Here is a 23,999-nt window from a genome sequence, read left to right on the forward strand (position 1 = left end):
CCTTTTGCGAAAGTTTGAATAGGCAGAAACAAACGAAAGCTTAGTGTATGAATTAAGCCTTTGCTATACAACGTGGTGGAATTAACGTCGCTTGTGGGCGCTGGGCGGCAGAAATAGGTTCAATTCCCAGTTTCCCGATTCCAAATCTGTATCCAGTCGTGCGTCAATCGTGGCCGCGATCCGGTTCATGGAGGGCATGCCAATACCGGAGGACATTTCGGTGTTCTTACTTGTTGGCTTAGCTACGGGATTAGTGATGGTGATGACTGTCCAGCCCATATGGGGACGAACGGAAATCAGAATCTCCGCCCCCGGTGGGGAATACTTCACTGCATTGAGGCACGCTTCTGTGGTGATGGCTGCAATGGGCTCAAGAATTTCTTGAGGAAATTCCGGCGCAAACTCCTCGCCTGTGACCTCAACAATGGGTGACCGGTTGAGACGGGAAAGACGCTCTTCTTCTTCGGAAATTAGTTGGGCGAAGCTCGTTGGTTTTGTGGTTGAACCAAAACTCATGCCGTCGTTAATCCCATCGATATTATTTCGTAGGACTTTGGTCAGTGCACGTACTTCAGACATGGCAGAGCGCATGGAATCACTGAGCTCATCGAGTTTCTTAGCTAGTTCCGGCTGGGTGGAGTACTCGAGGTTCAGGGCTTCGAGCTGCATGGTATTTACCGTTAGGTTAGAAACTACCGAGTTGTGCAAGGTTTCTGCCAGATCGGATTGACGGCGCTTCACGTCATTGTTCCACTCCACCATGGCAGATCTATATCGGTTTGCTGAGTGGGCGAAAGTTGCTCCAATCACACCACCGACGCCAATTAGCATTCCCCAAGTGAAGGCTGGGGCAGGGTGAATGCTTAGCTCAAGCGTCTCAGGATCAATGAGTCCACATATCCAAAGGAGCAGGCCGATTGCAATTGTGCGGCTATGTTTGCCGTGGTAAGCAACTACGGCTAGGAAAATCGGGGCTAGGAACACCGAACAGATGAAAGGGGTTCTAGTGAGAAATGTAGCGGTTAGCCAAGCGGCAATAAATGTACCTGACATGCCTAACGGCCAGCGATAACCCGAAGTAGTTATCACTGTAAGAACCAATCCGAGGATGGCTGCCGACAACTGATGCTCTATGGGGGTAAGGAATGCGCCAAGTAATGTTAGCGCCACACAAATCACCGCAGTTAACGCGGCGGTTCGCTGCAGAGTCATGGCCGCGCGGATGCGCTGGTAGATGGGTGGCTGTGAAGATTTCGGCACGATGCGGTCCACACTTCCTGGGTGCTAAGGCTCAACGGGTTTTATCTCCCTAGTCTATGTACAGCGGTGCGGGTGCAGCGAACGTAGAGCAGCGATTGAAAACAGCGAAACCCCCGCACCTTCGTGCGCGGTTCCTTGTGGTGGGTTCCGTGCGGAGGTAGAAGGTGAGGGGTTTAGCTGGTCTTCATGAAGGAGTGCAGATTGCTAATTACTTAGCTTCTGCAGCAGCCTCTGCGTCATCCTTGGAGGACAGGCCCTCGAATACGGAGGCCAGGCCCTCGGAGTCGGTGTTGGACTCGGAGGAAGCCTCGACGAGGCCCTTGATGCCCTTGACGAGTGCCTCGAAGTCGATAGCGGAGCTGAGGTCTACTAGGGAATCGAACATATACATTCCTTTCGGATAGGCGGAGTAAAACTACAATCTCTCTCTGGGGTAGCAGCTCTTAACTGCTGTGATTCCTAGTATGCGGCAGTGGGGGCGCGCCGCCAATCCTCTTTTGGATCCTTTCTGAGGTAACTCTTGGATCCTCTTAGAGATATTTAAGGATCTCCGTTTGGGTATGAGGCTGTGTGGGGGATGGGGTTAATGGGCAGGGGTGGGAAAGTGGGCGTCGGAAAGAGCGGCGGTGAGCTGGTAAAAGTGGGACATTTGAGAAAAAGTTGAGTCTTGGGGAATAGCTTTTGTAGGCTGCTCGTTGTAGAGATTGAGTGACGCAGGCTCAAGGTTGTGTGACTGGGTGTGAAAGTTCTGTTACAGTAGCGCTCGGACACAACGAGAAGTTGAGTCACTGACAATCAACTTTATTAATTACCCCAAGATAAAAGGAGAAGAAATCATGGGACGCGCAGTAGGTATTGACCTTGGTACGACGAACTCCGTCGTTTCCGTACTGGAAGGTGGCGAGTCCACCGTTATCGCTAACTCCGAGGGCTCTCGCACCACGCCTTCCGTCGTTGCCTTTGCAAAGAACGGCGAAATTCTGGTTGGCCAGTCCGCTAAGAACCAGGCGGTAACCAACGTTGACCGCACCATTCGCTCCGTCAAGCGCCACATCGGCACTGACTGGAAGATCAACATTGATGACAAGGACTACACCTCCCAGGAGATTTCTGCTCGCACGCTGATGAAGCTGAAGCGCGATGCAGAGGCTTACCTTGGCGAGGATGTTACTGACGCCGTTATCACCGTTCCTGCATACTTCGAGGACGCACAGCGCCAGGCCACCAAGGAAGCTGGCCAGATTGCAGGCCTGAACGTGCTCCGTATTGTCAACGAGCCAACCGCAGCCGCTTTGGCTTATGGCCTGGAAAAGGGCGAGCAGGAGCAGACCATCCTGGTATTTGACCTGGGTGGCGGCACCTTCGACGTCTCCTTGCTGGAAATCGGCGATGGCGTGGTTGAGGTTATGGCAACCGCCGGCGATAACGAGCTGGGTGGCGATGACTGGGATCAGCGCATCGTTGACTGGCTGGTAGACCGCTTCAAGACCTCCCAGGGCGTTGACCTGACCAAGGATAAGCGCGCCGTGCAGCGTCTGCGCGAGGCTGCAGAGAAGGCAAAGATTGAGCTGTCCTCCTCCCAGCAGGCCAATATCAACCTGCCGTACATCACGGTCGACTCCGATAAGAACCCACTGTTCTTGGACGAGACCCTGACCCGCACCGAGTTCCAGAAGATCACCCAGGATCTGCTGGATCGCACCAAGGCTCCGTTCAACCAGGTCATCAAGGATGCTGACCTTTCCGTCGGCGATATTGACCACGTTGTTCTCGTTGGTGGCTCCACCCGTATGCCGGCCGTATCGGACTTGGTCAAGGAACTCACCGGTAAGGATGCCAACAAGGGCGTTAACCCGGACGAGGTTGTTGCCGTAGGCGCTGCCCTGCAGGCAGGCGTTCTGCGCGGCGAGGTCAAGGACGTGCTGCTTCTTGACGTCACCCCGTTGTCCCTCGGCATTGAGACCAAGGGTGGCGTGATGACCAAGCTCATCGAGCGCAACACCACCATTCCGACCAAGAAGTCCGAGACCTTTACCACCGCAGAAGACAACCAGCCTTCCGTGCAGATTCAGGTCTTCCAGGGTGAGCGCGAGATTGCTACTGCCAATAAGCTCCTCGGCTCCTTCGAGCTCGGCGGCATTGCTCCGGCACCGCGCGGTGTTCCGCAGATTGAGGTCACCTTCGATATCGATGCCAACGGCATCGTCCACGTGACTGCAAAGGACAAGGGCACCGGCAAGGAAAACACCATCAAGATTCAGGATGGTTCCGGCCTGTCCCAGGAAGAAATCGACCGCATGGTCAAGGATGCTGAGCAGCACGCCGAAGAGGACAAGAAGCGCCGCGAGGAGCAGGAGCTGCGCAATAACGCAGAGTCCACCTCCTACCAGACCCGCAAGTTCTTGGACGACAATGCTGACAAGGTATCCGAGGATGTTAAGACCAAGGTTACCGAGGCTGCTGACGCCGTTGATGAGGCTCTGAAGGGCGATGACCTCGAGGCCATCAAGTCCGCAGTGGAGAAGCTGTCCACCGAATCCCAGGAGATGGGCAAGCAGATCTACGAGGCACAGGCTGCTGAGGCTGGTGCTGAGGGCGCGGCTGATGCTGGTGCTGCGCAGGGTGACCCGAACGTCGTCGACGCTGAGGTAGTTGACGAGGATGAGAATAAGGATGGCAATAAGTAATGACTCAGGACAGCGGAATGCCGCATAACCCAGGCGACCCGGAAAACACGGATCCGGAGGCTACCTCGGCTGACCGCGCTGAGGCTGCTGCCGAGCAGGCTGAGGAGGCCCAGGCCGCGCAGGAAGCGCAGGCTGATGCCACCGAAGAAGCCGAGCTGGATCCCACTCTCGATGCTGACCTTGAAGAAGCGCTGGCAGACGTCAACGCTGATGAGGTAGAGGCCGAGGCCGCGGGTGAAGAGCCCGCTGGCAACGGCGTCAGCGATGTGGAAGCACAGTTGGCAGAACGCACGGAAGACCTACAGCGTCTGAATGCGGAATACACCAACTACCGCCGCCGCACCGAGCGCGACCGCCAAGCCGTAATCGAGACCGCCAAGGCCAAGGTCATCGCAGATTTTCTGCCTGTCCTTGATGACCTGGAACTGGCCGATGAACACGGTGACTTGGAAGGCCCGCTCAAGGCTTTTGCGGATAAGCTCCACAGCACGCTGGAAAAGCACGAGCTTGCCGCCTTTGGCGAAGAAGGCGACGCCTTCGACCCGGAGGTTCACGAGGCCGTGCAGGACTTGTCTTCAGGCGATGAGCAGGTGCTGGGCACCGTGCTGCGCAAGGGCTACCGTGTGGGCGACAGGCTCGTCCGCAATGCCCTGGTCATCATCGCGGACCCCAGCGATGAGTCCAGCGGCTCGGAAGATTCCGAGTAAATAACATAAAGGGCGCCCTGGGAACTGACGATTGACCTTCCCGCGGCGCCCTTTTACTTAACTTTATCGATTCTCTTTGAAAGGAGGAGATGCCCAGTGAGCGCTAAACCCGAATGGGCAGACAAAGATTATTATGTGGATCTGGGGGTCTCCTCGTCCGCAGAACAGAATGAAATTAAGCGTGCCTACCGCAAGCTAGCACGCGAAAACCACCCCGATACCCACCCCGACGACCCCGCAGCAGCGGAAAGGTTCAAAAAGGTGGCGGAAGCCTACGACGTGCTTTCCGACGCCTCTGAGCGCAAGGAATACGACCAGTTCAAGGCCATGCTCCGTAACGGTGGGGGCTTTGGACGGATGGGAGGCGCCGGATTTCCCGGCGGGTTTCGATCCACGCGCATGGGTGGACAAGGTGCGCAAGAATTCGACCTCTCGGACCTCTTCGGAGGACCCGCTGGAGGAGCGGCTCAAGGCGGCGGTGTTGGGGATATCTTCGGTAGCGTTTTCAACCGCGGCGGTGGTGCTGGCCACTCAGCTAAACCGTCGCGGGGGGCCGACGTCGAAACGGAAATAACCCTCGAGTTCCGCGAGGCCGCCAAGGGAACCACCATCCCCCTAGCGCTGAGCGGAAATGCTCCGTGTACCACGTGCCACGGCTCGGGTTCTGCATCCGGCAAGACCTCTACCTGTGGCACCTGCAGTGGCACCGGTTTTACCTCTGAAAACCGCGGCGCCTTCGACTTTTCCGCCCCCTGCAAGGATTGCGATGGCACCGGCCGCCGTATCACGGACCCGTGCAAGGACTGCCACGGTACCGGCACGGTTCATCGCACCCGCAATATCACCGTGCGCATCCCTGCCGGCGTCATTGACGGCCAAAAGGTTCGCCTTGCTGGTCAGGGCGAAGCCGGCCCGAACGGCACTCCAGCCGGTGACCTCTTCGTGGCGGTAACCGTCAAACCGGACAAGGTCTTCACTCGAGAAGGCGATGACCTGCACGTTACCGTCCCGGTCTCCTTCACGGAGCTGGCCTTGGGCGATACCATCGCGGTTCCTACCTTGGATAACCCGGTACGCGTGAAGATCCCCGCCGGCACGCCGGACGGGCGAACGCTGAGGGTGCGTGGAAGGGGCATCGCCAAGCGCGGGGGCAACTCCGGTGACCTTTTGGTTACCGTTCAGGTCACCGTGCCCACCAAGCTCGATGCCGCCGCCTCCAGCGCCCTGCGTACCTATGCTCAAGCGGAAAAGGACTCTGGTTTCAACCCGCGTGCGGGTTGGGCCGGCGCCGAGAAGGCTTAGGGTAGGAGGTGTGTTAAGGCATGAGCACTGGAAAGGCAGAAGATTCCGGCACCGCGGTATATGTGATTTCCGTGGCCGCGGAACTATCCGGAATGCACGCCCAGACCTTGCGAACCTATGACCGCATGGGCTTGGTTTCCCCGGCTCGTACCCGTGGCGGTGGCCGCCGCTATTCCGACCGCGATATCGAGCTGCTGCGCAAGATTCAAGCGCTATCCCAAGACGATGGCGTCAATCTTGCCGGAATCAAGTCCATCATCGAGCTGACCGAGGAACGCGATCGCCTTGAAGCCGAGCGCGACGCCCTAGCTGAAGAGGTTCGGACTCTGCGCGAACAGGCCGCCGGGCGCCGCCCGCAGCGCAGCGGCGAACTTGTCCATGTCCCTCGGTCTACCTCCGTGGTGATGTGGAGTCCGCGTACCGCGCGCGAGCGTAAACGCGCCCGCGGCCGTGGTAACGGTCAGGACTAATTCTTACTCTGCAGACGAGTACATCCCGCCCCGCAACCAGCGTCGCCGCTGGCTGCGGGGTTTTCTTCTGCCTGCACAGTGACGGTGTGATGTTAAGGCTTGTAAAGGGGATAGCTGCAATCAGTGCGCGTTGCAAAGTTTGGGGTTAGTATATTCAACATAAAGGTGACCTATGGCACAGAAACAATAACGAGTGTCATGTACCACCGATGATCCTCGTATTCTCCAGGAAAGGACACGCACCATGACCCTGTACGCAGCTCCGGGAACCGAAGGCTCCATCGTCGATTACCGCGAACGCTATGACAACTACATTGGCGGCCAGTGGGTAGCACCCGTCGACGGCGAATATATGGACAACATCAGTCCGGTCAACGGCGAGGTATTCTGCCAGGTAGCTCGCGGCAAAGAAGCCGATATCAACCTGGCTATCGACGCCGCGGAAAAAGCCTTCGAGACCTTCGGCAAAACCACTCCAGCCGAGCGCGCATTGCTCCTGCACCGCATAGCGGACCGCATCGAGGAAAATCTGGAAAAGATTGCGGTCGCTGAAACCTGGGAGAATGGTAAGGCTGTGCGCGAAACCCTTGCCGCCGATATTCCGCTCGCCGTAGATCACTTCCGCTACTTCGCCGGCGCCATCCGCGCCCAAGAAGGCCGCCTATCCCAGCTCAACCAGGACACCGTGGCCTACCACTACCATGAGCCGCTCGGAGTAGTGGGCCAGATTATCCCGTGGAACTTCCCGCTGCTCATGGCCGCTTGGAAGATCGCGCCCGCACTGGCTGCAGGTAACTGCATTGTTATGAAGCCAGCGGAGCAAACCCCTGCCTCAATCCTGCTTCTCATGGATATTATCGGTGACCTCCTTCCTGCTGGCGTGCTCAATATCGTCAACGGACTAGGTGAGGAGGCAGGCGCGGCACTCTCCGGCTCGGACCGCATTGCCAAGATTGCCTTTACCGGCTCTACTCCAGTGGGCAAGATCATCAACAAAGCCGCCGCAGACAAGGTCATCCCCGTCACCCTGGAACTGGGTGGTAAATCCCCATCTATCTTCTTTAAAGACATCATGGATGAAGATGATTCCTACCTGGAAAAGTGCGTTGAAGGCTTCGTTATGTTCGCCCTCAACCAAGGTGAGGTCTGCACCTGTCCATCCCGCGCCCTGGTACACGAGGACATTGCGGATAAATTCTTGGAGCTGGCCATTGAGCGCGTGAAGAAGATCAAGATCGGTCACCCACTTGATACGGAAACCATGATGGGCGCGCAGGCTTCCGAGGAGCAGATGGACAAGATTAAGCAATACCTGGAGATCGGCCCGCAGGAAGGCGCGGAGACCCTCATCGGTGGCCACGTGAACAAGGTAGAAGGCTTGGAAAAGGGCTACTACATTGAGCCCACCGTGTTTAAGGGCAATAATGACATGCGCATCTTCCAGGAGGAGATCTTCGGCCCAGTACTCTCTGTAGCTACGTTCAAAGATTATGACGAGGCGATTGCCATCGCTAACGCTACTAACTTTGGCCTCGGTGCAGGCGTATGGTCGCGTAGCCAAAACATTTGCTACCGCGCCGGCCGCGATATTCAGGCAGGCCGCGTATGGGTAAACCACTACCATGACTACCCGGCGCACAGCGCCTTTGGCGGCTACAAGGAATCCGGCCTTGGCCGTGAGAACCACTTGATGATGCTGGGCCACTATCAGGAGACTAAGAATATGTTGGTCTCCTACTCGGATCAGCCGGCCGGCCTGTTCTAAAACACCTCCCGCGGGTAAATCTGTGCAGGCGGTTCCACAATGTCGTGCGGCCTAGTGTGCCCGTGCCACTTGGCCTAGGCCGCGCAGGAACCGTGGGTCCTCCCAATAGGTGCCGTGGTCACCAGGAAGGCCATCTGCGCCGGGAAGGGGAGTAGCACCAAAGGCATCAGTAGTGGGATCGGGGCCATGGATGCCGCCGTGCGGCCCCGTCGCAATGGCGATGGGGTCGTGCGCGTTGGTAGCTGCCCAGATGCGGCCATGGAGTTCTGAGGAGTGGCTGGCGCCGGCTCCAGGGCTGCCGACGAGCACCACGTCATCAGCAATCTTGTCCTCCTTAGCGGCGTGCCCGGTGACTACTGAACCATAGGAATATCCCACGACGGTGCGCTTGGCCTGCGGATAGCGCGCACCAAGCGCGCGCTGAAACCGGACGAGCTCTTGGCCAGCGGTGCGCGCGGGGTCGGCATGAATTGCCCGAGGCAGGGAAGATGGCGCCTGGTAGCCTAACCACACCACGGCCGGCCCACCGCTGGCTTTAGCTAAGTTGCGGCCCCGGTCCACCGCGCGCTGCCAGGTTTCTGGATCGGAGGAGTGAACTCCTTCGATAAATGTGGTGAGCGATGCCGGCGTGGTCCGGAATTCGCCTGGATCTACCATGGCAACCAGCCGTCCGTCGCTTGCTTCTAATACCTTCATATCTGGGTTTTTCGCGGCCAACTGAGCCACGTGCTCGTTGGCTTGGGCTAGGTTAATCTCGTGAATGGTGTCCACAGGTAGATCGGAAAATTCTTCAAACCGCACGGGAGGAGAAACACCAGCAGGCGTACACAGGGCATCAATTTCTTGGGAACAGAGCCAATCGAGGGAATCGCCCAATGCTCGTACCTGATTTAATAGGAGCCCAGCGGCGCGGGCCGCCGCGACATTGCGCTCGTCTATCTGGCCTAGGAATGCGATGACGCGGTCTTCTAGTTCCTCACGGCGGGCCTGCAGGTTGGCGTGGCGGTCAAGGGTGGCGGCAACATGCTCCATCTGATGCAACGACGGTGCCAGCCAGTCGGTATAGCCTGCCAAGCTGGTCCGAGCGGCGTCGCCAGCAGGCCCTCCCAGCGATAGATCAAGCCAATCATGGTGCGAATCTATAAAACGAAGATTCAGTTCAGAGCGTTCTGTGCGCAGTTGGCTAGCGCTATTTCTTAAAGCCGCAGAAAGGGTCATCGAGCGGCTCCTAGGGTTTGGCCTAGCCGGGAATCCACCCCGGCGGCGGTGCTGAGGAAGTCCGCGACAGAGCGCAATTGCTCGGCCGTGGCATCCTCAGTTGCGGACACGGCGCTGGACCAAGCAGACCGGGCTCGCTCCAGCGCGTCCGCGGTTCGGCAGGCGGTATCGAGCGCGGCCGTCGGCGATGGCAGCGGAGGCCGTGAGAGCAGGGAACGGACATAATCGGGTAAGTGCGTGGGAATTTCTACATAGTTCATGCCCTTTAGCCTGATGGACATCGCAGTTCGGCGCTATGGGCACAGAGGCAGCCTGTGGATAACTCGGTTCCGCTTCATTACTTTGGGAGGCATGAAGGTAGCAGCAGTGCAGTTAACATCCACCGGAAATATCACCGAAAACCAGGAGATAGCCCTAGCAAAGATCCGTGAAGCCGCTGGAAACGGGGCGCGACTTATCGTGCTGCCAGAGGCCACGTCACAGAATTTCCGCTCCGGGCGTCTTGATGAGCAGGCGCAATCACTCGAAGGTCCGTTTGCCACGGCGATCCAAGCTCTGGCAGAAGAACTCGAGGTTACCGTCGTAGCCGGCATGTTTTGCCCAGCCGATACCGTTGAGCGCGATGGCAAGACCATCAATCGGGTTAGCAATACAGCGCTTATTGCAGGGCCTGGCGTGTTAGGCGGGTACGACAAGATTCATACCTATGACGCCTTCGATTACCGCGAATCGGATACTGTCTTGGCCGGCGAATCGCTGGTTGCCTTTGATGTTGATGACCTTGTAGTGGGCGCGGCCACCTGCTATGACATTCGCTTCCCGGAGCAGTTCAAGGAGCTAGCTAGCCAGGGCGCACAACTTATTGTGGTGCCTACCAGCTGGGCAGACGGCCCTGGCAAGCTGGAGCAGTGGCGCCTGCTTACGGCCGCGCGTGCCTTGGATTCCACCAGCTACATTGTGGCGGCCGGCCAATCGCGCCCAGGCGGTGACGCAGAAGCGGGCAATCCCTCCGGCCCGACGGGCATTGGTCATTCCACCATCGTTGATCCGAACGGGGTGCGCGTGGCCGAGGCTGGCTACGAAGACGACATCCTCTATGCCGAGATCGATCCGAATGAGGTAGCGAAAACCCGCCGCACCTTGCCGGTCGTGACCCCTGCGGACTAGGCGAGTGCTGCGTAATCTTCCGGCTGCCAGCGCCCGTCGCGGCCCCAGCTAAGGACATCGATCTGCTGCTTGTTCAAGCCCTTCTTAACCAACTCTTGTTTACCTTCCGCAACCTCTTCGGCGGGGCCGACGAGCAGGAAGCGCGGGGGAGTGCCTGTGGATAACTCCACCTCGTTGACTACTACATCGGTCGGCTCTCCGGAGACCACATAATCGGCACCGGGGGCCAATTCGCGGGCGTTGAGCAACCACGGGTCCCTTTCTTCCCGCACGATGCGGCGCACTCGGACTCCTAGCGCTGCCAGATTTTGCTGGAAGTAGGTGTCATAGTGAGCACCGGGGCTGCCCGCTACGGCAAAGATGCGCGGTACGTGATTGTGGTCGCCGTCGTCCAGCGCGGCGAGCGCCGCGCAGCGGGCCGTGGCCCATCCGGTGCCGTAGGCAATGATGATTAGCTCTTCTGCGCCCGCGTTGTGGAGGCTTATTCCACCAGCGGGCTGGCCAAGGGTCCACCAATCACCGGGCTGCGCGTGCGCGAGGGACCGAGAGGCCTCACCCGCGGTGGAGACGTGGAAGACTAACTGGCCGGTTCCGTCGCTAGGCTGTGCGGGAGTAAGCATGCGCCATTGACCGGGCAAGTACTGCGTGGTCACGGGAAAGTGCTGTCCCGGTTGATAGGGCACGGCTAAGCCGGCTTCCACGCGAATAATAGAAGTATCACGGGTGGGATGGTCTACAGCCACCACTTGCGCCGAGTGCGCCGGTGCTTCGCCGGCGGCATCAGATTCTCCGGCAACCTGGGCCATCGTCGTGCATATGCGGTGGATGACATCGCGGGCGAAATCGTACTGATACTGCGTCAGTGCCAGGACTCGCAGGCCCGCTATCAGGGCGTGTTCAAAACGAGAATAAATCTCGGCCGGAAACCCATGCCGGCGGTGATCGCGGGCGAGTTGGGTGAGCTTTGCAGAGACTTCGGAAAGCAGGGGCTGTCCCGGCTCCGTACGTTCAATCACCCACGCCAGCGCGGGGACCAGAGAGGTATGGGTATCGCGCATAGACAGGGCGAATATTTGCCGGGATTCGGGCACCGCGTTAAAGAAATGCTCGTGCACCGCATCGCGGTACTCGTTTGCGTAATTTCGAAAATGCTCGCCCAATTCCCACATGTCTCATCATCCTAATAGTCGGTGCCGCACCGGAGGTCGAGCTACATACTGAAAGCTGTAGTGGGGGTGAAAACGGGAGCCTATGTTGTGGATCACTTAGTGGAAGGTATTGTATTCCCTATCCGTCTGCCCTCTAACGGGGGCAAGCCGCCATAATTGCACAGCTAGAAAGGGTCTCCATGGAAGATTTTTCCGCTTATACGCTCATGCTGGATGTGGGCTGGATTTCTTTGCTCATGGTCATCGGCAATGTCCTGCGTCACCAAGTGAAGTTCATCTTCCAGGACCTGTTGCTACCTGCCCCGATTACCGCCGGCCTCATCGGCTTGCTGGTTGGTCCAAACGTGCTGGGTTGGATTAACTTCTCCGATAACTTGGGTGACTACACCTCCATCCTCATCGCGGTGGTCTTTGCGTCTATGGCCTACTCCATGGAAGTAGGCGGAAATATGGGCAAGGGTGCGCGCAATATGTGGGGCTACTCCACCATGATGTTTACCGGCCAGTGGGGCCTGTTCATCGTGCTGGGTCTTTTCCTCTTTGCGCCGCTATTTGATACCCCAAATTGGTTCGGCATGATGCTGCCCGTTGGCTTTACCGGCGGCTTTGGTACCGCCGCGGCCGTGGGTGGCGCGCTCGAAGGTGTAGGCGCTGATGCGGCATCCTCGCTGGGCTTTACCTCGGCGACCGTCGGCACGCTGGCCGCAATCATTGGCGGCGTTATCGCCGGCAACTGGGGCATCCGCAAGGGCAAGGTTTCCCACGTGCCCAAGGAGCTGCCGGAAGAGCTGCGTCGCGGCTACATCAAAAACATTGATGATCGTCCGTCGCTCGGCCGCGCTACCACCAATCCCTCGTCCATCGAGCCGCTCGCATTGCACTTCGGCTTCATCATCCTGACCGTGATGACTGCCTACGGCATCAACCAGGGTTTGAGCAGCATCTGGGAGAATGTCTCCGTGCCGCTCTTTGCCATGTCCATGGTGGTGGGACTATTCTTCCGCGCGCTTATGAACTTCGTGGGCGCCGAGGACTACCTAGATAAGGACTCCATTTCCTCCATCTCCGGAGCAGCCACGGACTACCTCATTGCCTTCGGCGTGGCCGCCATCGTTCCGGCCGCCATTGCTTCCTACTGGCAGGCGCTTCTTCTCCTCTTTATCCTCGGCACCATCTTCTGTGTGTTCTTCTTGCTGTGGTTCCCGGCCGAGTTCTTTGGTGAGCGCTGGATTGAGCGCGGCATCTTTGGCTGGGGTTGGGCCACCGCCACCGTGGCGACCGGCATTGCCATCCTGAAGATCGTGGATCCCAAGCTCAAGTCCGGCACCCTGTCTGAATATGGCATGGCCTATATCGGCTTCGGACCCTTTGAAATCTCGTGGACCATCATCGCGCCAATGGCCGTCATGTACGGGTTTACCGGCATTTTCGGCGCCATTTCCTTGGCGATTTCCATCGGCGTCTATATCGCCTTTAAATCCATGCGTCTTATGCCACCGCGCGGCACCATCTTCCAAGAGGGTATTGGCCATGTAGGACAAAGGCAGGAATAGCCGCGCTTGCCGACGTCCCCCCCCTCCCGCATCGCTACCTTAAAAAACTATGAGATTGGGCGCACCAAAACTTAGAAAATGGTTCCCAGTGCGAGGCGGGTGGACGCGGCTGCGGTCGTGACCATGGCCTATCGGCCCCGCTACCACCGTCAACATCGGTGAGGGTAAAAATACTTGAAAAGTGCAATCGATTGGGACTATCCCTAAACCTTAAAATTTGTTAGAATTAGCTGGTGTCAATCTCTGGCGTGGTGAGGAAATAGATGTACCAGTTGGATGGGGCTTCCAGGCGGGTGATTATCCTAGAAGCCGCTGTTTATGTAGCGGGTTGCGAAGGCGAGCAGGCCGTTACCGTGGAATCTGTGGCAGACCAGGCTGGCCTCTCGCCGGAGGCGGTTTCTAAGGAATTTAGCAGCGGTGCTGCCATGCTTGCGGAAATCCCAGATTTTTTGGATTGCCGCATGTCTGAATACATGGTGGAGGCTGCACGTCACCTGCCAGAGGGTAACTCTGGCGGCGATGTCCTCATGCAGTTGGCGGAGGCCTACTTTGCCTACGTGCAAGACGAGCCCGACATCTACCACTACCTTTTCGAACGGTACGATGCCATGGATGAGGAGCGGGTCTGCCAATTTGCCAAGGGGGAAAAGTCGGGCACGCCGGGTGCGGACATGGCGCTGAACGTCGTCAAGCGCTTTGCCGAAGAGCAGGGTGCCGTCGTAGCGGCAGACGGAGATATCTCGCCCCTGGAAATCGGCCGCATTACTTTGGCCCTCTGGTCGCTCATCCATGGCATGGGCCACTTGAGTGTGGTGGGCATCTTGCGCCTGCAGCATGCCGTTATTCGCGCCGCTAACCTGAAGCAGGTGGATCGCCTCGTGGTTGATGCCCTGCAATATTGGTTTAAAAATAAGCAGATCCCGCAGCGCCGCCCCATTATGAACGATGCCCGCGGCATTGTAGAAAAGGTCATGGGCAGCGAACGTGAAAAGCCCTTCGTGGCCCCGGATAACCTCGAGCAAATGGACCCGGAGGAAGCCAAGAAGGTCATTATTGAGGCCGCGCTGCGCGTTGCTGGTCGCAACGGCGTCGACCGTCGCTTCTTTGACCACGTGGCCGAAAAGCTTGGTACCTCCAAAGACTTCCTGACCACCATTGTGGACAATGACTTCGCGCTGCGTGAGGTGGCAGAAACTCTCACCACCACAGAGATGGCGAAGATCTTTGAGGCCTGCCTCGCCGAGCTTCCGGATGACACCCCCACGGTAGACCGCCTGCAGATTGTTGCGGCCGCCTACTTTAACTACGCGATGATGTACCCAGAGCGTTTCAGCTCCATTATTGCGCTGGCCAGCGGTTCTGTAGTTCCGCACAATGGTGATGGTAGCTCGCATGAGGGCATGACCAAGAACTTCGCCATCATGATGGATCTGCTCCGCAAGTTTGTCATCGAGATGGGAATTACTCCCACCGACCAGCTGGTTTATATCAGCACTTTGGCCGTGTGGGCAGGGGCCAATGGCATTGCCCATCTGTGCAGCATCGGCGATTTCAAGAGCTTTAATGAAGATCTCAAGTGGGCGCTTTTTATCCAGGTGGTAACCGTGTCCTTCTTTGCCATCGCCCATGGCTTGCAGATTCTTGGCCATGAAAACGAGGAGTTCAAGCAGGTTTAATCACCCTGTGCAAAGTTGAGCGACCTACGCTCAAAAATATTTAGGTTGAGTGGAATAGGCTCAACTCTGGGTGCGTTGTACTAAGTGAAGCCCTACAGTGGGTGAATAAATCTTAGAAGGAGCAACGCACACATGAACTCATTTAACCCCACCACTAAAACACAAGAGGCCTTGCAGGATGCCCTGCAAACCGCCTCTTCTAATGGAAACCCGGATATCCGCCCGGCTCACCTGCTGGCGGCAATTCTCAGCCAGGACGGCGGAATCGCCGCTCCGGTTCTTAAGGCCACCGGCGTAGATCCGGATACTGTGCTCAAGGAAGCCCGCGAGCTTGTTGATTCTTATCCCAAGGCCGAGGGCGCCAATATGGCCAACCCGCAATTTAACCGCGACGGCCTCAACGTCCTAACGCAGTCGCAGGAACTGGCCGGTGAGCTTGGTGATGAATTCGTTTCCACCGAGGTTCTGCTGGCTGCCATCGCCGCCTCCAAGACCGATGCCGCCGAGCTGCTTACCGGCCGCGGTGCTACTTATGACGCCATCAAGGGCGCTTTCCCTTCCGTGCGCGGTGCTGCCAAGGTAACCTCCGAGAATCCGGAGGACCAATTCCAGGCTTTGGAAAAGTACGCCACTGACCTCACTGCTCGCGCCCGCGAAGGCAAGATCGACCCGGTCATCGGCCGTGATCAGGAAATTCGCCGCGTGGTCCAGGTGCTCAGCCGGCGCACGAAGAATAACCCGGTACTCATTGGCGAGCCCGGCGTGGGCAAGACCGCCATCGTGGAAGGCTTGGCCCGCCGCATCGTGGCTGGCGATGTCCCCGAGTCTCTCAAGGGCAAGACCCTCATCAGCCTGGACTTGGGTTCCATGGTCGCTGGCGCTAAGTACCGCGGTGAATTCGAGGAGCGCTTAAAGGCCGTGCTCGATGAGATTAAGTCCTCTGAGGGCGAGATCATCACCTTCATCGACGAGCTGCACACCATCGTCGGCGCCGGTGCTACCGGTGACGGCTCTATGGACGCCGGCAATATGATCAAACCCATGCTGGCCCGTGGCGAGCTGCGCCTCGTAGGCGCCACTACCTTGGACGAGTACCGCAAGTACATCGAAAAGGACGCCGCTCTGGAGCGCCGCTTCCAGCAGGTCTATGCTGCCGAGCCCTCCGTGGAGGACACCATCGGTATTCTGCGTGGCCTGAAGGAACGCTACGAGGTGCATCACGGCGTGCGCATTATGGACTCCGCGTTGGTTTCGGCCGCCGAGCTGTCCAATCGCTACATCACCAACCGCTTCCTGCCGGATAAGGCCATTGACCTTGTCGACGAAGCAGGTTCCCGCCTGCGCATGGAGATCGATTCCTCCCCGCAGGAAATCGACGAGCTCGAGCGCATCGTCCGCCGCATGGAGATTGAAGAGCTCGCGCTGAAGAAGGAATCGGATGCTGCTTCTCAAGACCGCCTGGCCACCCTGCAAGGTGAGCTTGCGGACCAGCGCGAGAAGCTCGGCGAGCTCAAGGCCCGCTGGGCTAATGAGAAGAAGGCCATCGATGATGTGCAAAACATCAAGGAAGAACTCGATGACCTGCGCCGACAAGCAGAAATCGCCGAGCGTGATGGCGACCTCGCACTCGCCTCTGAGATTAACTACGGCAAGATTCCGCCGCTGGAAAAGGATCTTGCGGCCGCCGAAGTTAAGGCCACCGAGCAGCGCAATACCATGCTCGATGAGGAAGTAAGCCCAGACACCATCGCTGAGGTCGTCTCCGCTTGGACCGGCATTCCGGCCGGCAAGATGCTGCAGGGCGAGACAGAAAAGCTGCTCAATATGGAATCCGTGCTGGGCAAGCGCGTGGTGGGACAGAAGGAAGCCGTTACCGCGGTATCGGATGCTGTGCGCCGTTCCCGTGCGGGAGTGGCCGATCCGAACCGCCCCACCGGTTCTTTCCTCTTCCTCGGTCCTACCGGCGTGGGCAAGACCGAGCTTGCGAAGGCCCTGGCGGACTTCCTCTTCGACGATGAATCCGCGATGGTTCGCATCGATATGTCCGAGTACGGGGAGAAGCACTCCGTTTCCCGCCTCGTTGGTGCTCCTCCGGGATACGTCGGCCATGAGGCCGGCGGACAGCTCACCGAGGCCGTGCGCCGTCGCCCCTACACGCTCGTGCTTTTCGACGAGGTAGAAAAGGCCCACCCCGATGTCTTCGACGTCCTCCTACAGGTCTTGGATGAGGGACGGCTTACCGACGGCCAGGGACGCACCGTCGACTTCCGCAATACCGTCATCATCTTGACCTCCAACTTGGGCGCCGGCGGCACCCGGGAAGAAACCATGGATGCGGTGAAGAAGGCCTTCAAGCCTGAATTCATCAACCGTCTCGATGACGTGGTCATGTTTGAGCCCCTTTCTGAGGAGCTCCTACGCGGCATTGTCGATATCCAGCTGCGTGGCTTGGCCGAGCGCCTCGACGCCCGCCGCCTGACCTTGCAAGTCTCGGATTCTGCCAAGTCCTGGCTGGCCGAGCGCGGCTACGACCCAGCCTATGGTGCCCGCCCGCTGCGCCGTACCATCCAGCAGGCCATTGGTGACAAGCTCGCCAAGAAGCTGTTGGCCGGCGATATCGTCGATGGCGACACTGTCCACGTGGACGTCGCAGATGGCGGTGCCGAGCTAGACATCGCCGCCCGCTAGTCGGCCGCGTACCGCCCGCCGCGCCAAATCCTGCTCATGCCCCTAGACTCGGGGCATGAGCATTTTGGTCTCCCCACAAGAACTCCGCGAATCCATTTATCACGGCGAACGATTTACCCTCTTGGCCACCCACTGGCAGCCACAGCTGCGTCAGAGCTATAACCAGTTCACTTCCTTGCATATTCCTACGGCACTGTTTAGCGATACCGCTAATTCCTTCGCCGGTCTCCCCGGTTCACAGGTAGGCCGCAACCCGCTGCCGGATCCGGATAAGCTGCAGGAGCACTTCCGCCAGTGGGGAATCCGTGAGGACCGCCCCGTCGTGGTCTATGACGAGGGGCGCGGCCTATTCGCCGGCCGCGCGTGGTGGACCTTGCGCTGGGCCGGCTTGGACAACGTCCGCATCCTCGACGGCGGCTTGGCCAATTGGCGCCACCTGGGCTATACGACGCTGACCGGCCCCGGCAACTTCGCCGTGGGCGCCAGCGCCACGGTAAACCCCGGCCAGATGCCGGTGGCCACCATTGATGACGTGCGCAGTCACGATGGCCTGCTCATCGATACCCGCACCCGCAACCGCTTTGCCGGCCGCCGCGAAAACCTCGACCTTAAGGCCGGTCATATCCCCGGCGCCGTCAATGTGCCGGAGCGCCTCTTCCACAACGACGGCCTGCGCACCTGGAAGTCTGCGGGTGAAATCCGCGAAGTTCTTTTCGACGCCGGACTAACCCCCGACAATGTCCAAGGCGCCATCATCTACTCCGGCTCTGGCAACCACTCCGCCCTCGCCCTCGCCGCCATGCACGACGCCGGCTTCACCGGCCTGCGCCACTATGTCGGCGGCTGGTCGCAGTGGTCCGCTAACCCTAAGAACCCTGTCGAGCGCGGCGACCGCCTTACCGTCAACGGCTAATCGCCCACGCTCACCCCTCGCCCTCAGCCTCCCGCCTCCGCGCGCCGAGCGCTGAGGGCTTGTTTGTTCCTACTACTATCGTGGGGTGATGGCTTTTCTAATCCTTGCTTTGGCGCTACTTCTCGGCATTGTCGGCGGTGCCTTGCTGCTTTACGACGGCAAACAGCGCACCTCCGCCCCTACACTCTCCGCCGACACGGACCCGACGCCCGCTGACGCCACGCCTGCAGACACCGCGCCCGCGGACACCACCCCCGCAGACGCCGCGCCTGTCGACGCCGCTTCCCCCGAGCCTGAGTCCAGGACCGAGTCCACCGAGTCCCCCGAGCCTGCTTCTTCCGATACCGCTCCCGTTGACTCGACCTCTAGCGATGCCCCCGCTGTCGACCCAGCCCACCTAGCGTCTTCGCCAGCTGCCCCAGCTCCCGAGTCCCATGCCGAAGCCGCACCAGAGTCCGCACCGGAGTCTGAAACCCAGCAAGACCCTGAGCCAACCCCTGAGCGCGGACCAGACCAGGAGCCGAGCAACGAGCCGAAGCACGAGCGAAGCCACAATCCGAGCCAGGAGACCGCGAGCGAGAACTGCGCGCCCTCCAAGCCGCACACCCGCCATCGGCCGATTCTGCCGGGAACGTTGCGTCGCGAGCGCCGCAGTTGGGCAGAAGCAAAAGGCTTCGAATTTATGAAGTCCGATCCTTACCTCGTAGATGAATGGACGAGGGGAGTGGCCTCTACCGGTGCGGCGCCAAAAGACATTGTCGCGGGAAACGTGTATGGCCACGAGATGCTGTTGATGGATATTGATGGCGTCAACGTCATGGCGATGCGCACCGGAGCGGCCTCAGACATGGTGGTGGACTTCCGTCGCTTCGACCGCGAAGACACGAAGGCCTCCGAGGATCTGCATTTAGCCATGACTCTTGAGGGGTTTGATGTGTATTCCTCGGATAGTGCTGTTACCGAGCGCATGGTAGACGAGCGTGTTCACGTCGCCCTGCAGCAAATGCCCGAAGCGGTCACCGCACTGTGGATGGAAACTGAGTGGGTGCTAGCACAGACTACAAAGCAGGCGCGCTCCGCGGAATGGGAAGCGATGCTACCGCCGCTTGCGTTATTGGCAGACGCCGCCCGTGTCTTGCCACCGCGCTCCTCGGCCACCCACGTGGTGCGACTAGAGGAATTGGATCCAGCTCGCGAGATTCCCGCCCAGCCCATCGCGGAAGCTGTCGGCGGTGCGCCGGCTGCCGGTGCACCCGTGTTTGAGCGTCCCGTCATCCAGCGGCCGGAAGAGCCTTTGCACATGCCGTCCCGGGCGTACTCCGAAACTCGCGGCCCGGTCGAACACAGCGCGCTAGGCGGCGACGAAGTAGACGCTATTGCCGACGGCCGCGAGCGCCCCACCCCCGATTCTCATACCGCCCGCCTGCCGCGCCAGCAGTTCCGCGCTGCCTCCATCTTTGACGGCCCCTCCGACGATTCCACTAGTGGGCCCGCCCCCGGCGCGGCCGATTCCCGTGCAGCCGAGGAATCGGACCCGCGCCGGGAAGAGTAGCCTAGAGACCGATACTGGAGGCCTGCCACCACGCGCGAACCGCCGCGCACGAACCACGACAAGGAGCAGATGACTGTGGATTCTCACAACACCAATGCGCACACCGCGAATGCCCAGAACCTGGATGCCGAGAAGAAGGCCCGCCTTGCCGAGCTAGTCAAGGAACTGGCCGTAGTCCACGGCAAGGTGACCCTGTCCTCGGGCAAGGAAGCTAACTACTACGTGGATCTGCGCCGCGCTACCTTGCACCACGAGGCCTCCCGCCTCATCGGTGCGCTGCTTCGCGAGTTGACCGCCGATTGGGATTTCGCGGCCGTCGGTGGCCTAACGCTCGGCGCTGACCCTGTTGCTACTTCCATCATGCATGCCGACGGCCGCGATATCGACGCCTTCGTCGTGCGCAAAGAAGCCAAGAAGCACGGCATGCAGCGCCGCATCGAGGGCACGGACGTGGAAGGAAAGAAGGTCCTTGTCGTAGAAGACACCACGACCACCGGTAACTCCCCGCTGACCGCCGTGGCTGCGCTGCGCGAGGCTGGCGCCGAGGTCGTTGGCGTGGCGACCGTCGTAGACCGCGAGACTGGTGCCGGCGACGTCATCGCCGCAGAAGGCCTTGAATACCGCTCCCTGTTGGGCCTGGGCGACCTTGACCTTGCCTAACGCAGACGAGGCCAAGGGCCCGACCGAGTGGAACGAGGGCCGCCATGGCGTAGGACCGTGGGAAGGTCCGCTGCCGCAAGGGCCAGAGGCCGAGAAATACGACCCAGAGCTGCTCGCTGAAGGCGACCGTCGCAACGTCGTCGATGCCTACCGCTACTGGAGCAGGGAAGCGATCAAAAAGGACATCGATAAGCGCCGGCATAGCCTGCACATCGCTATCGAGAACTTTGAAAACGATGCCAATATTGGCACCGTCGTGCGTACCGCCAACGCATTCGCCGTCGATACAGTGCACATCGTCGGCCGCCGGCGGTGGAATCGGCGTGGGGCAATGGTGACGGATAGGTACCAGCACTTGATGCACCATGAGAGCGTCGAGAAGCTTATTGCGTGGGCGGCCGAGGAGGGGCTGACCGTCGTCGCCATCGACAACACCCCCGGTTGCGTGCCCCTGGAAACGGCCGAGCTGCCCGAGCGCAGCCTTCTACTTTTCGGCCAGGAAGGTCCCGGCGTGACACAAGCGGCCCAGGACGCCGCCGTGATGACCTGCTCCATCGCCCAGTTCGGCTCCACCCGTTCCATCAACGCAGGCGTCGCGGCCGGAATCGCCATGCACACCTGGATTCGCCAGCACGCTGATCTAGCCGATTCTTGGTAGGAAGATCGTTACACTAGCTATATCTACCCGCGTAACTGGAGTGATAGAGGAATCGTGGAAGAAAAATGGGCCCACCGCGCCGAACTCGCAGAAGCCGCCATCAATGAGCGCCACGCGCACCCTGTGTGGGGCCTGCCGCGCACCAATCTTGCGGTGGTGAGCTGGCCGCCTACCACGAAAGAAAAACTCTTCATCCATTGGCACTACTGGTGGCAGGCCCATTATTTGGATTGCCTCGTTGATGCGGCGCTGCGCAATAACACCAAGGTGCGCCGACAGCGCATCTTCGACACCATGCGGGGGATTCGTATCCGCAACCTGACGCAGCTGACGAAGAATAAATACTACGATGACAAGGGGTGGCTCGCCTTGGCCTTCGGCCGCGTGGAGGAGCTAAAGAAGGCGAAGACGCCGAAGCGTTTGGCGGAGCTGCAGCGCAATATCCACGAAGGACTCGATGAATCGCTCGGCGTGCTGCCGTGGCGCCTCGGCGAGAATTTCATGAACGTTCCCTCCAATGGCCCGGGCGCCATCATGTTGGCGCGGATGGGGCGCATTGAGGAAGCGCGGCGCATCATTGACTGGATCTACGATCACCTGCTTGACGACGACGGCTACATCATGGACGGCGTGCGCATGCGCATGGACGGCCCTGAGGTGGTAAAAAACATCCACCCCTACTGCCAAGGCGTGGTGCTTGGTGCGTGCTTGGAAATTGTGCTGGCGCTGCGGGAAAAGGCCGGTATCGGTGATTTGGAGCAAATCGACAGCGTACACGAGGCCGAGCTGGCTTCCGAGATGATGGACTACATTATCCGCATCCGCGGCCTGGTGCAGACCGTGGCTTCGGGCATGGCTACCCCCTCGGGCGTGGTGGACTGGGAGACCGGCGATGGTGACGGTGGCCTGTTTAAGGGCATTTTGATGCGCTATCTTGCCGACGTCGCCGTGCGCCTGCCCGGCGATTCTCCCGCCAACCGTGCGACGAAGAAGCTGGCCGCGCGCATGGTGATGGCCTCGGCCGAGTCGGTGTGGGAGCACCGCTTAGAGGTTGATGGGCTGCCGATCTTCGGCTCTGACTGGTTGTCCGATGCTCGCCTGCCGCATAACTACGGCTTCGGCCGGCGCACCATGAGCGAGAAGGTAGGCATCATCCGGGTGGACGAGCGTGATTTGTCCGTGCAACTTTCCGGGTGGATGCTGATGGAGGCCTGCGCTCGCGTGACGCGGCATCTATCTAAATAGTCTGCAGCCGCGGGCTAGTTGTGCGGCGCGCATAGACGGGTTGAAAATGTCACAGAGTTTTTGCGGCAGAAATTCCGTGAAACGGGCATACTTGGGTGCTGGAACGTGTTTGACCACAAACCCACTTTTAAGGATGGAAATTCATGCCAATTGCAACCCCTGAGGTCTATAACGAGATGCTGGATACCGCGAAGAAGAATGGCTTCGCGTTCCCAGCTATCAACTGCACCTCTTCTGAGACCATTAACGCAGCTCTGAAGGGCTTTGCGGAGGCCGAGTCCGACGGCATCATCCAGTTCTCTACCGGCGGCGCAGCCTTCGGTTCCGGCCTGGCACTGAAGGATAAGGTCAAGGGTGCTCAGGCATTGGCCGCATTCGCTCATGAGGCCGCGAAGCACTACGGCGTCAATATCGCGCTGCACACCGACCACTGCCAGAAGGAGGTACTCGATGAGTACGTCCGCCCGTTGCTGGCTATCTCTCAGGAGCGCGTCGACCGCGGCGAGAACCCGCTGTTCCAGTCCCACATGTGGGACGGCTCCGCTATTCCAATCGACGAGAACCTGGTCATCGCACAGGAACTGCTGGAAAAGGCTAAGAACGCTCACGTCATCCTCGAGGCTGAGATTGGCGTCGTCGGTGGCGAAGAGGACGGTGTTCAGGCAAAGGCAGGCGCTAACCTGTACACCTCCCCGGAGGACTTTGAAAAGACCATCGATGCCCTGGGCACCGGTGAGAAGGGCCGCTACATGCTGGCCGCTACCTTCGGCAACGTTCACGGCGTCTACAAGCCAGGCAACGTGAAGCTGCGCCCAGAGGTCCTGCTTGAGGGCCAGAAGGTTGCACAGAAGAAGCTCGGCCTGGGTGAGGACGAGTACGCCTTCGACTTCGTATTCCACGGTGGCTCCGGCTCCGAGAAGGAAAAGATTGAAGAGGCACTTCGCTACGGCGTCATCAAGATGAACGTGGATACCGATACCCAGTATGCCTTTACCAACCCGGTTGCTCGCCACATGATGGAAAACTACGATGGCGTCTTCAAGATTGACGGCGAGGTTGGCAACAAGAAGGTTTATGACCCACGCTCCTACCTGAAGAAGGCAGAGCAGGGCATGTCCGAGCGCGTCATCGAGTCTTGCCAGGACCTGCACTCTGTGGGCAAGTCCCTCTCCAAGTAAAGTTTCTAAGCTGCGGCAGCCCCTTAAGTAGGCACGCCGAACTGGCCGCTTCCCCCGCGTGGGAGGCGGCTTTTTCATGTCTTCGGCCAGGGTCGGGATTTCGCGGGCGGCGCTGGCGGGTGGTGGGGCCG

20 protein-coding genes are annotated in these 23,999 nt (G+C 59.3%); 15 read left to right on the forward strand and 5 right to left on the reverse strand.

Going from position 1 to position 23,999, the window contains the following annotated elements; translation table 11 throughout:
* Positions 1-81: 81 nt before the first annotated feature.
* Positions 82-1,272, reverse strand: a complete 1,191-nt coding sequence (locus tag WMP96_RS07320; RefSeq protein WP_301716270.1) for a sensor histidine kinase — start codon at positions 1,270-1,272, stop codon at positions 82-84.
* A gap of 196 nt (positions 1,273-1,468) precedes the next feature.
* Entirely contained in the window at positions 1,469-1,645 is a 177-nt protein-coding gene (locus tag WMP96_RS07325) for a hypothetical protein (RefSeq protein WP_023020008.1), read from the reverse strand.
* 451 nt (positions 1,646-2,096) lie between these two features.
* On the opposite strand from WMP96_RS07325, the gene dnaK reads away from it, so the two are divergent.
* The 5 genes from dnaK to exaC all read left to right on the forward strand — a co-directional run bounded on the left by dnaK (position 2,097) and on the right by exaC (position 8,191).
* On the forward strand, positions 2,097-3,947 hold the full coding sequence (gene dnaK / locus WMP96_RS07330; protein ID WP_301733020.1) for a molecular chaperone DnaK: 1,851 nt from the start codon (positions 2,097-2,099) through the stop codon (positions 3,945-3,947).
* Complete coding sequence (gene grpE / locus WMP96_RS07335; RefSeq protein ID WP_034655552.1) at positions 3,947-4,654, forward strand: nucleotide exchange factor GrpE; 708 nt, start codon at positions 3,947-3,949, stop codon at positions 4,652-4,654. The genes dnaK and grpE overlap by 1 nt, the downstream gene beginning before the upstream one ends.
* Positions 4,655-4,750: 96 nt before the next feature.
* Positions 4,751-5,956 carry a molecular chaperone DnaJ gene (gene dnaJ, locus WMP96_RS07340; RefSeq protein ID WP_340432655.1) on the forward strand — a complete coding sequence of 402 codons (1,206 nt, stop codon included), beginning with the start codon at positions 4,751-4,753 and terminating at the stop codon, positions 5,954-5,956.
* Positions 5,957-5,976: 20 nt separating this feature from the next.
* Positions 5,977-6,426, forward strand: coding sequence for a heat shock protein transcriptional repressor HspR (locus WMP96_RS07345; RefSeq protein ID WP_023020004.1), 450 nt, complete (start codon positions 5,977-5,979; stop codon positions 6,424-6,426).
* A gap of 244 nt (positions 6,427-6,670) precedes the next feature.
* Positions 6,671-8,191 (forward strand): acetaldehyde dehydrogenase ExaC, encoded by a 1,521-nt coding sequence (gene exaC / locus WMP96_RS07350; RefSeq protein WP_301716273.1) that lies wholly within the window; start codon positions 6,671-6,673, stop codon positions 8,189-8,191.
* Positions 8,192-8,242: 51 nt separating this feature from the next.
* Here exaC and WMP96_RS07355 read toward each other — a convergent pair whose 3' ends face one another.
* Together WMP96_RS07355 and WMP96_RS07360 are read right to left on the reverse strand one after the other, a co-directional pair.
* Positions 8,243-9,409, reverse strand: a complete 1,167-nt coding sequence (locus WMP96_RS07355) for an alpha/beta hydrolase (protein WP_301716274.1) — start codon at positions 9,407-9,409, stop codon at positions 8,243-8,245.
* Positions 9,406-9,669 carry a hypothetical protein gene (locus WMP96_RS07360; RefSeq protein WP_301716275.1) on the reverse strand — a complete coding sequence of 88 codons (264 nt, stop codon included), beginning with the start codon at positions 9,667-9,669 and terminating at the stop codon, positions 9,406-9,408. The genes WMP96_RS07355 and WMP96_RS07360 overlap by 4 nt, the downstream gene beginning before the upstream one ends.
* 91 nt (positions 9,670-9,760) lie before the next feature.
* Between WMP96_RS07360 and WMP96_RS07365 the strand changes: the two genes are divergently transcribed.
* A complete protein-coding gene (locus WMP96_RS07365) occupies positions 9,761-10,576 on the forward strand; it encodes a carbon-nitrogen hydrolase family protein (protein WP_239206824.1) in 816 nt (271 codons plus the stop codon).
* On the opposite strand, the gene WMP96_RS07370 is transcribed toward WMP96_RS07365, so the two are convergent.
* A complete protein-coding gene (locus WMP96_RS07370) occupies positions 10,573-11,745 on the reverse strand; it encodes an FAD-binding oxidoreductase (RefSeq protein ID WP_200288588.1) in 1,173 nt (390 codons plus the stop codon). The genes WMP96_RS07365 and WMP96_RS07370 overlap by 4 nt on opposite strands.
* A gap of 179 nt (positions 11,746-11,924) precedes the next feature.
* On the opposite strand from WMP96_RS07370, the gene WMP96_RS07375 reads away from it, so the two are divergent.
* The 9 genes from WMP96_RS07375 (at position 11,925) to fbaA (ending at position 23,868) form a co-directional block, all read left to right on the forward strand.
* Positions 11,925-13,298 (forward strand): sodium/glutamate symporter, encoded by a 1,374-nt coding sequence (locus WMP96_RS07375; RefSeq protein WP_023019999.1) that lies wholly within the window; start codon positions 11,925-11,927, stop codon positions 13,296-13,298.
* Between the two features lie 293 nt (positions 13,299-13,591).
* Positions 13,592-14,974 (forward strand): TetR/AcrR family transcriptional regulator, encoded by a 1,383-nt coding sequence (locus WMP96_RS07380; protein ID WP_301716276.1) that lies wholly within the window; start codon positions 13,592-13,594, stop codon positions 14,972-14,974.
* Between the two features lie 132 nt (positions 14,975-15,106).
* Positions 15,107-17,662, forward strand: a complete 2,556-nt coding sequence (clpB, locus tag WMP96_RS07385) for an ATP-dependent chaperone ClpB (RefSeq protein ID WP_239208658.1) — start codon at positions 15,107-15,109, stop codon at positions 17,660-17,662.
* 55 nt (positions 17,663-17,717) lie between these two features.
* Positions 17,718-18,575 (forward strand): sulfurtransferase, encoded by an 858-nt coding sequence (locus WMP96_RS07390; protein WP_023019996.1) that lies wholly within the window; start codon positions 17,718-17,720, stop codon positions 18,573-18,575.
* Between the two features lie 88 nt (positions 18,576-18,663).
* Positions 18,664-20,127 carry a hypothetical protein gene (locus WMP96_RS07395; protein ID WP_239206819.1) on the forward strand — a complete coding sequence of 488 codons (1,464 nt, stop codon included), beginning with the start codon at positions 18,664-18,666 and terminating at the stop codon, positions 20,125-20,127.
* Positions 20,128-20,196: 69 nt separating this feature from the next.
* A complete protein-coding gene (gene pyrE / locus WMP96_RS07400; RefSeq protein ID WP_051138304.1) occupies positions 20,197-20,787 on the forward strand; it encodes an orotate phosphoribosyltransferase in 591 nt (196 codons plus the stop codon).
* Positions 20,780-21,445, forward strand: coding sequence for a TrmH family RNA methyltransferase (locus WMP96_RS07405; RefSeq protein WP_239206818.1), 666 nt, complete (start codon positions 20,780-20,782; stop codon positions 21,443-21,445). Before pyrE ends, WMP96_RS07405 begins: the two co-directional genes overlap by 8 nt.
* Positions 21,446-21,499: 54 nt before the next feature.
* Positions 21,500-22,690, forward strand: coding sequence for a glycoside hydrolase family 76 protein (locus WMP96_RS07410; RefSeq protein WP_301716278.1), 1,191 nt, complete (start codon positions 21,500-21,502; stop codon positions 22,688-22,690).
* 143 nt (positions 22,691-22,833) lie between these two features.
* Positions 22,834-23,868 (forward strand): class II fructose-bisphosphate aldolase, encoded by a 1,035-nt coding sequence (gene fbaA / locus WMP96_RS07415; protein ID WP_023019991.1) that lies wholly within the window; start codon positions 22,834-22,836, stop codon positions 23,866-23,868.
* Positions 23,869-23,999 lie beyond the last annotated feature (131 nt).

Origin of the sequence: Corynebacterium sp. KPL4035 (assembly GCF_037908325.1) — a bacterium.
Taxonomy (GTDB): Bacteria; Actinomycetota; Actinomycetes; order Mycobacteriales; family Mycobacteriaceae; genus Corynebacterium; species Corynebacterium kefirresidentii.

Excerpts from the sequence above, each read along its gene's own strand:
- WMP96_RS07325 (WP_023020008.1), bottom strand. The coding sequence starts at position 1,645 with ATGTTCGATTCCCTAGTAGACCTCAGCTCCGCTATCGACTTCGAGGCA.
- dnaK (WP_301733020.1), top strand. The coding sequence starts at position 2,097 with ATGGGACGCGCAGTAGGTATTGACCTTGGTACGACGAACTCCGTCGTT.
- grpE (WP_034655552.1), top strand. The coding sequence starts at position 3,947 with ATGACTCAGGACAGCGGAATGCCGCATAACCCAGGCGACCCGGAAAAC.
- WMP96_RS07345 (WP_023020004.1), top strand. The coding sequence starts at position 5,977 with ATGAGCACTGGAAAGGCAGAAGATTCCGGCACCGCGGTATATGTGATT.
- exaC (WP_301716273.1), top strand. The coding sequence starts at position 6,671 with ATGACCCTGTACGCAGCTCCGGGAACCGAAGGCTCCATCGTCGATTAC.
- WMP96_RS07355 (WP_301716274.1), bottom strand. The coding sequence starts at position 9,409 with ATGACCCTTTCTGCGGCTTTAAGAAATAGCGCTAGCCAACTGCGCACA.
- WMP96_RS07360 (WP_301716275.1), bottom strand. The coding sequence starts at position 9,669 with ATGAACTATGTAGAAATTCCCACGCACTTACCCGATTATGTCCGTTCC.
- WMP96_RS07365 (WP_239206824.1), top strand. The coding sequence starts at position 9,761 with ATGAAGGTAGCAGCAGTGCAGTTAACATCCACCGGAAATATCACCGAA.
- WMP96_RS07370 (WP_200288588.1), bottom strand. The coding sequence starts at position 11,745 with ATGTGGGAATTGGGCGAGCATTTTCGAAATTACGCAAACGAGTACCGC.
- WMP96_RS07375 (WP_023019999.1), top strand. The coding sequence starts at position 11,925 with ATGGAAGATTTTTCCGCTTATACGCTCATGCTGGATGTGGGCTGGATT.
- clpB (WP_239208658.1), top strand. The coding sequence starts at position 15,107 with ATGAACTCATTTAACCCCACCACTAAAACACAAGAGGCCTTGCAGGAT.
- WMP96_RS07390 (WP_023019996.1), top strand. The coding sequence starts at position 17,718 with ATGAGCATTTTGGTCTCCCCACAAGAACTCCGCGAATCCATTTATCAC.
- WMP96_RS07395 (WP_239206819.1), top strand. The coding sequence starts at position 18,664 with ATGGCTTTTCTAATCCTTGCTTTGGCGCTACTTCTCGGCATTGTCGGC.
- pyrE (WP_051138304.1), top strand. The coding sequence starts at position 20,197 with ATGACTGTGGATTCTCACAACACCAATGCGCACACCGCGAATGCCCAG.
- fbaA (WP_023019991.1), top strand. The coding sequence starts at position 22,834 with ATGCCAATTGCAACCCCTGAGGTCTATAACGAGATGCTGGATACCGCG.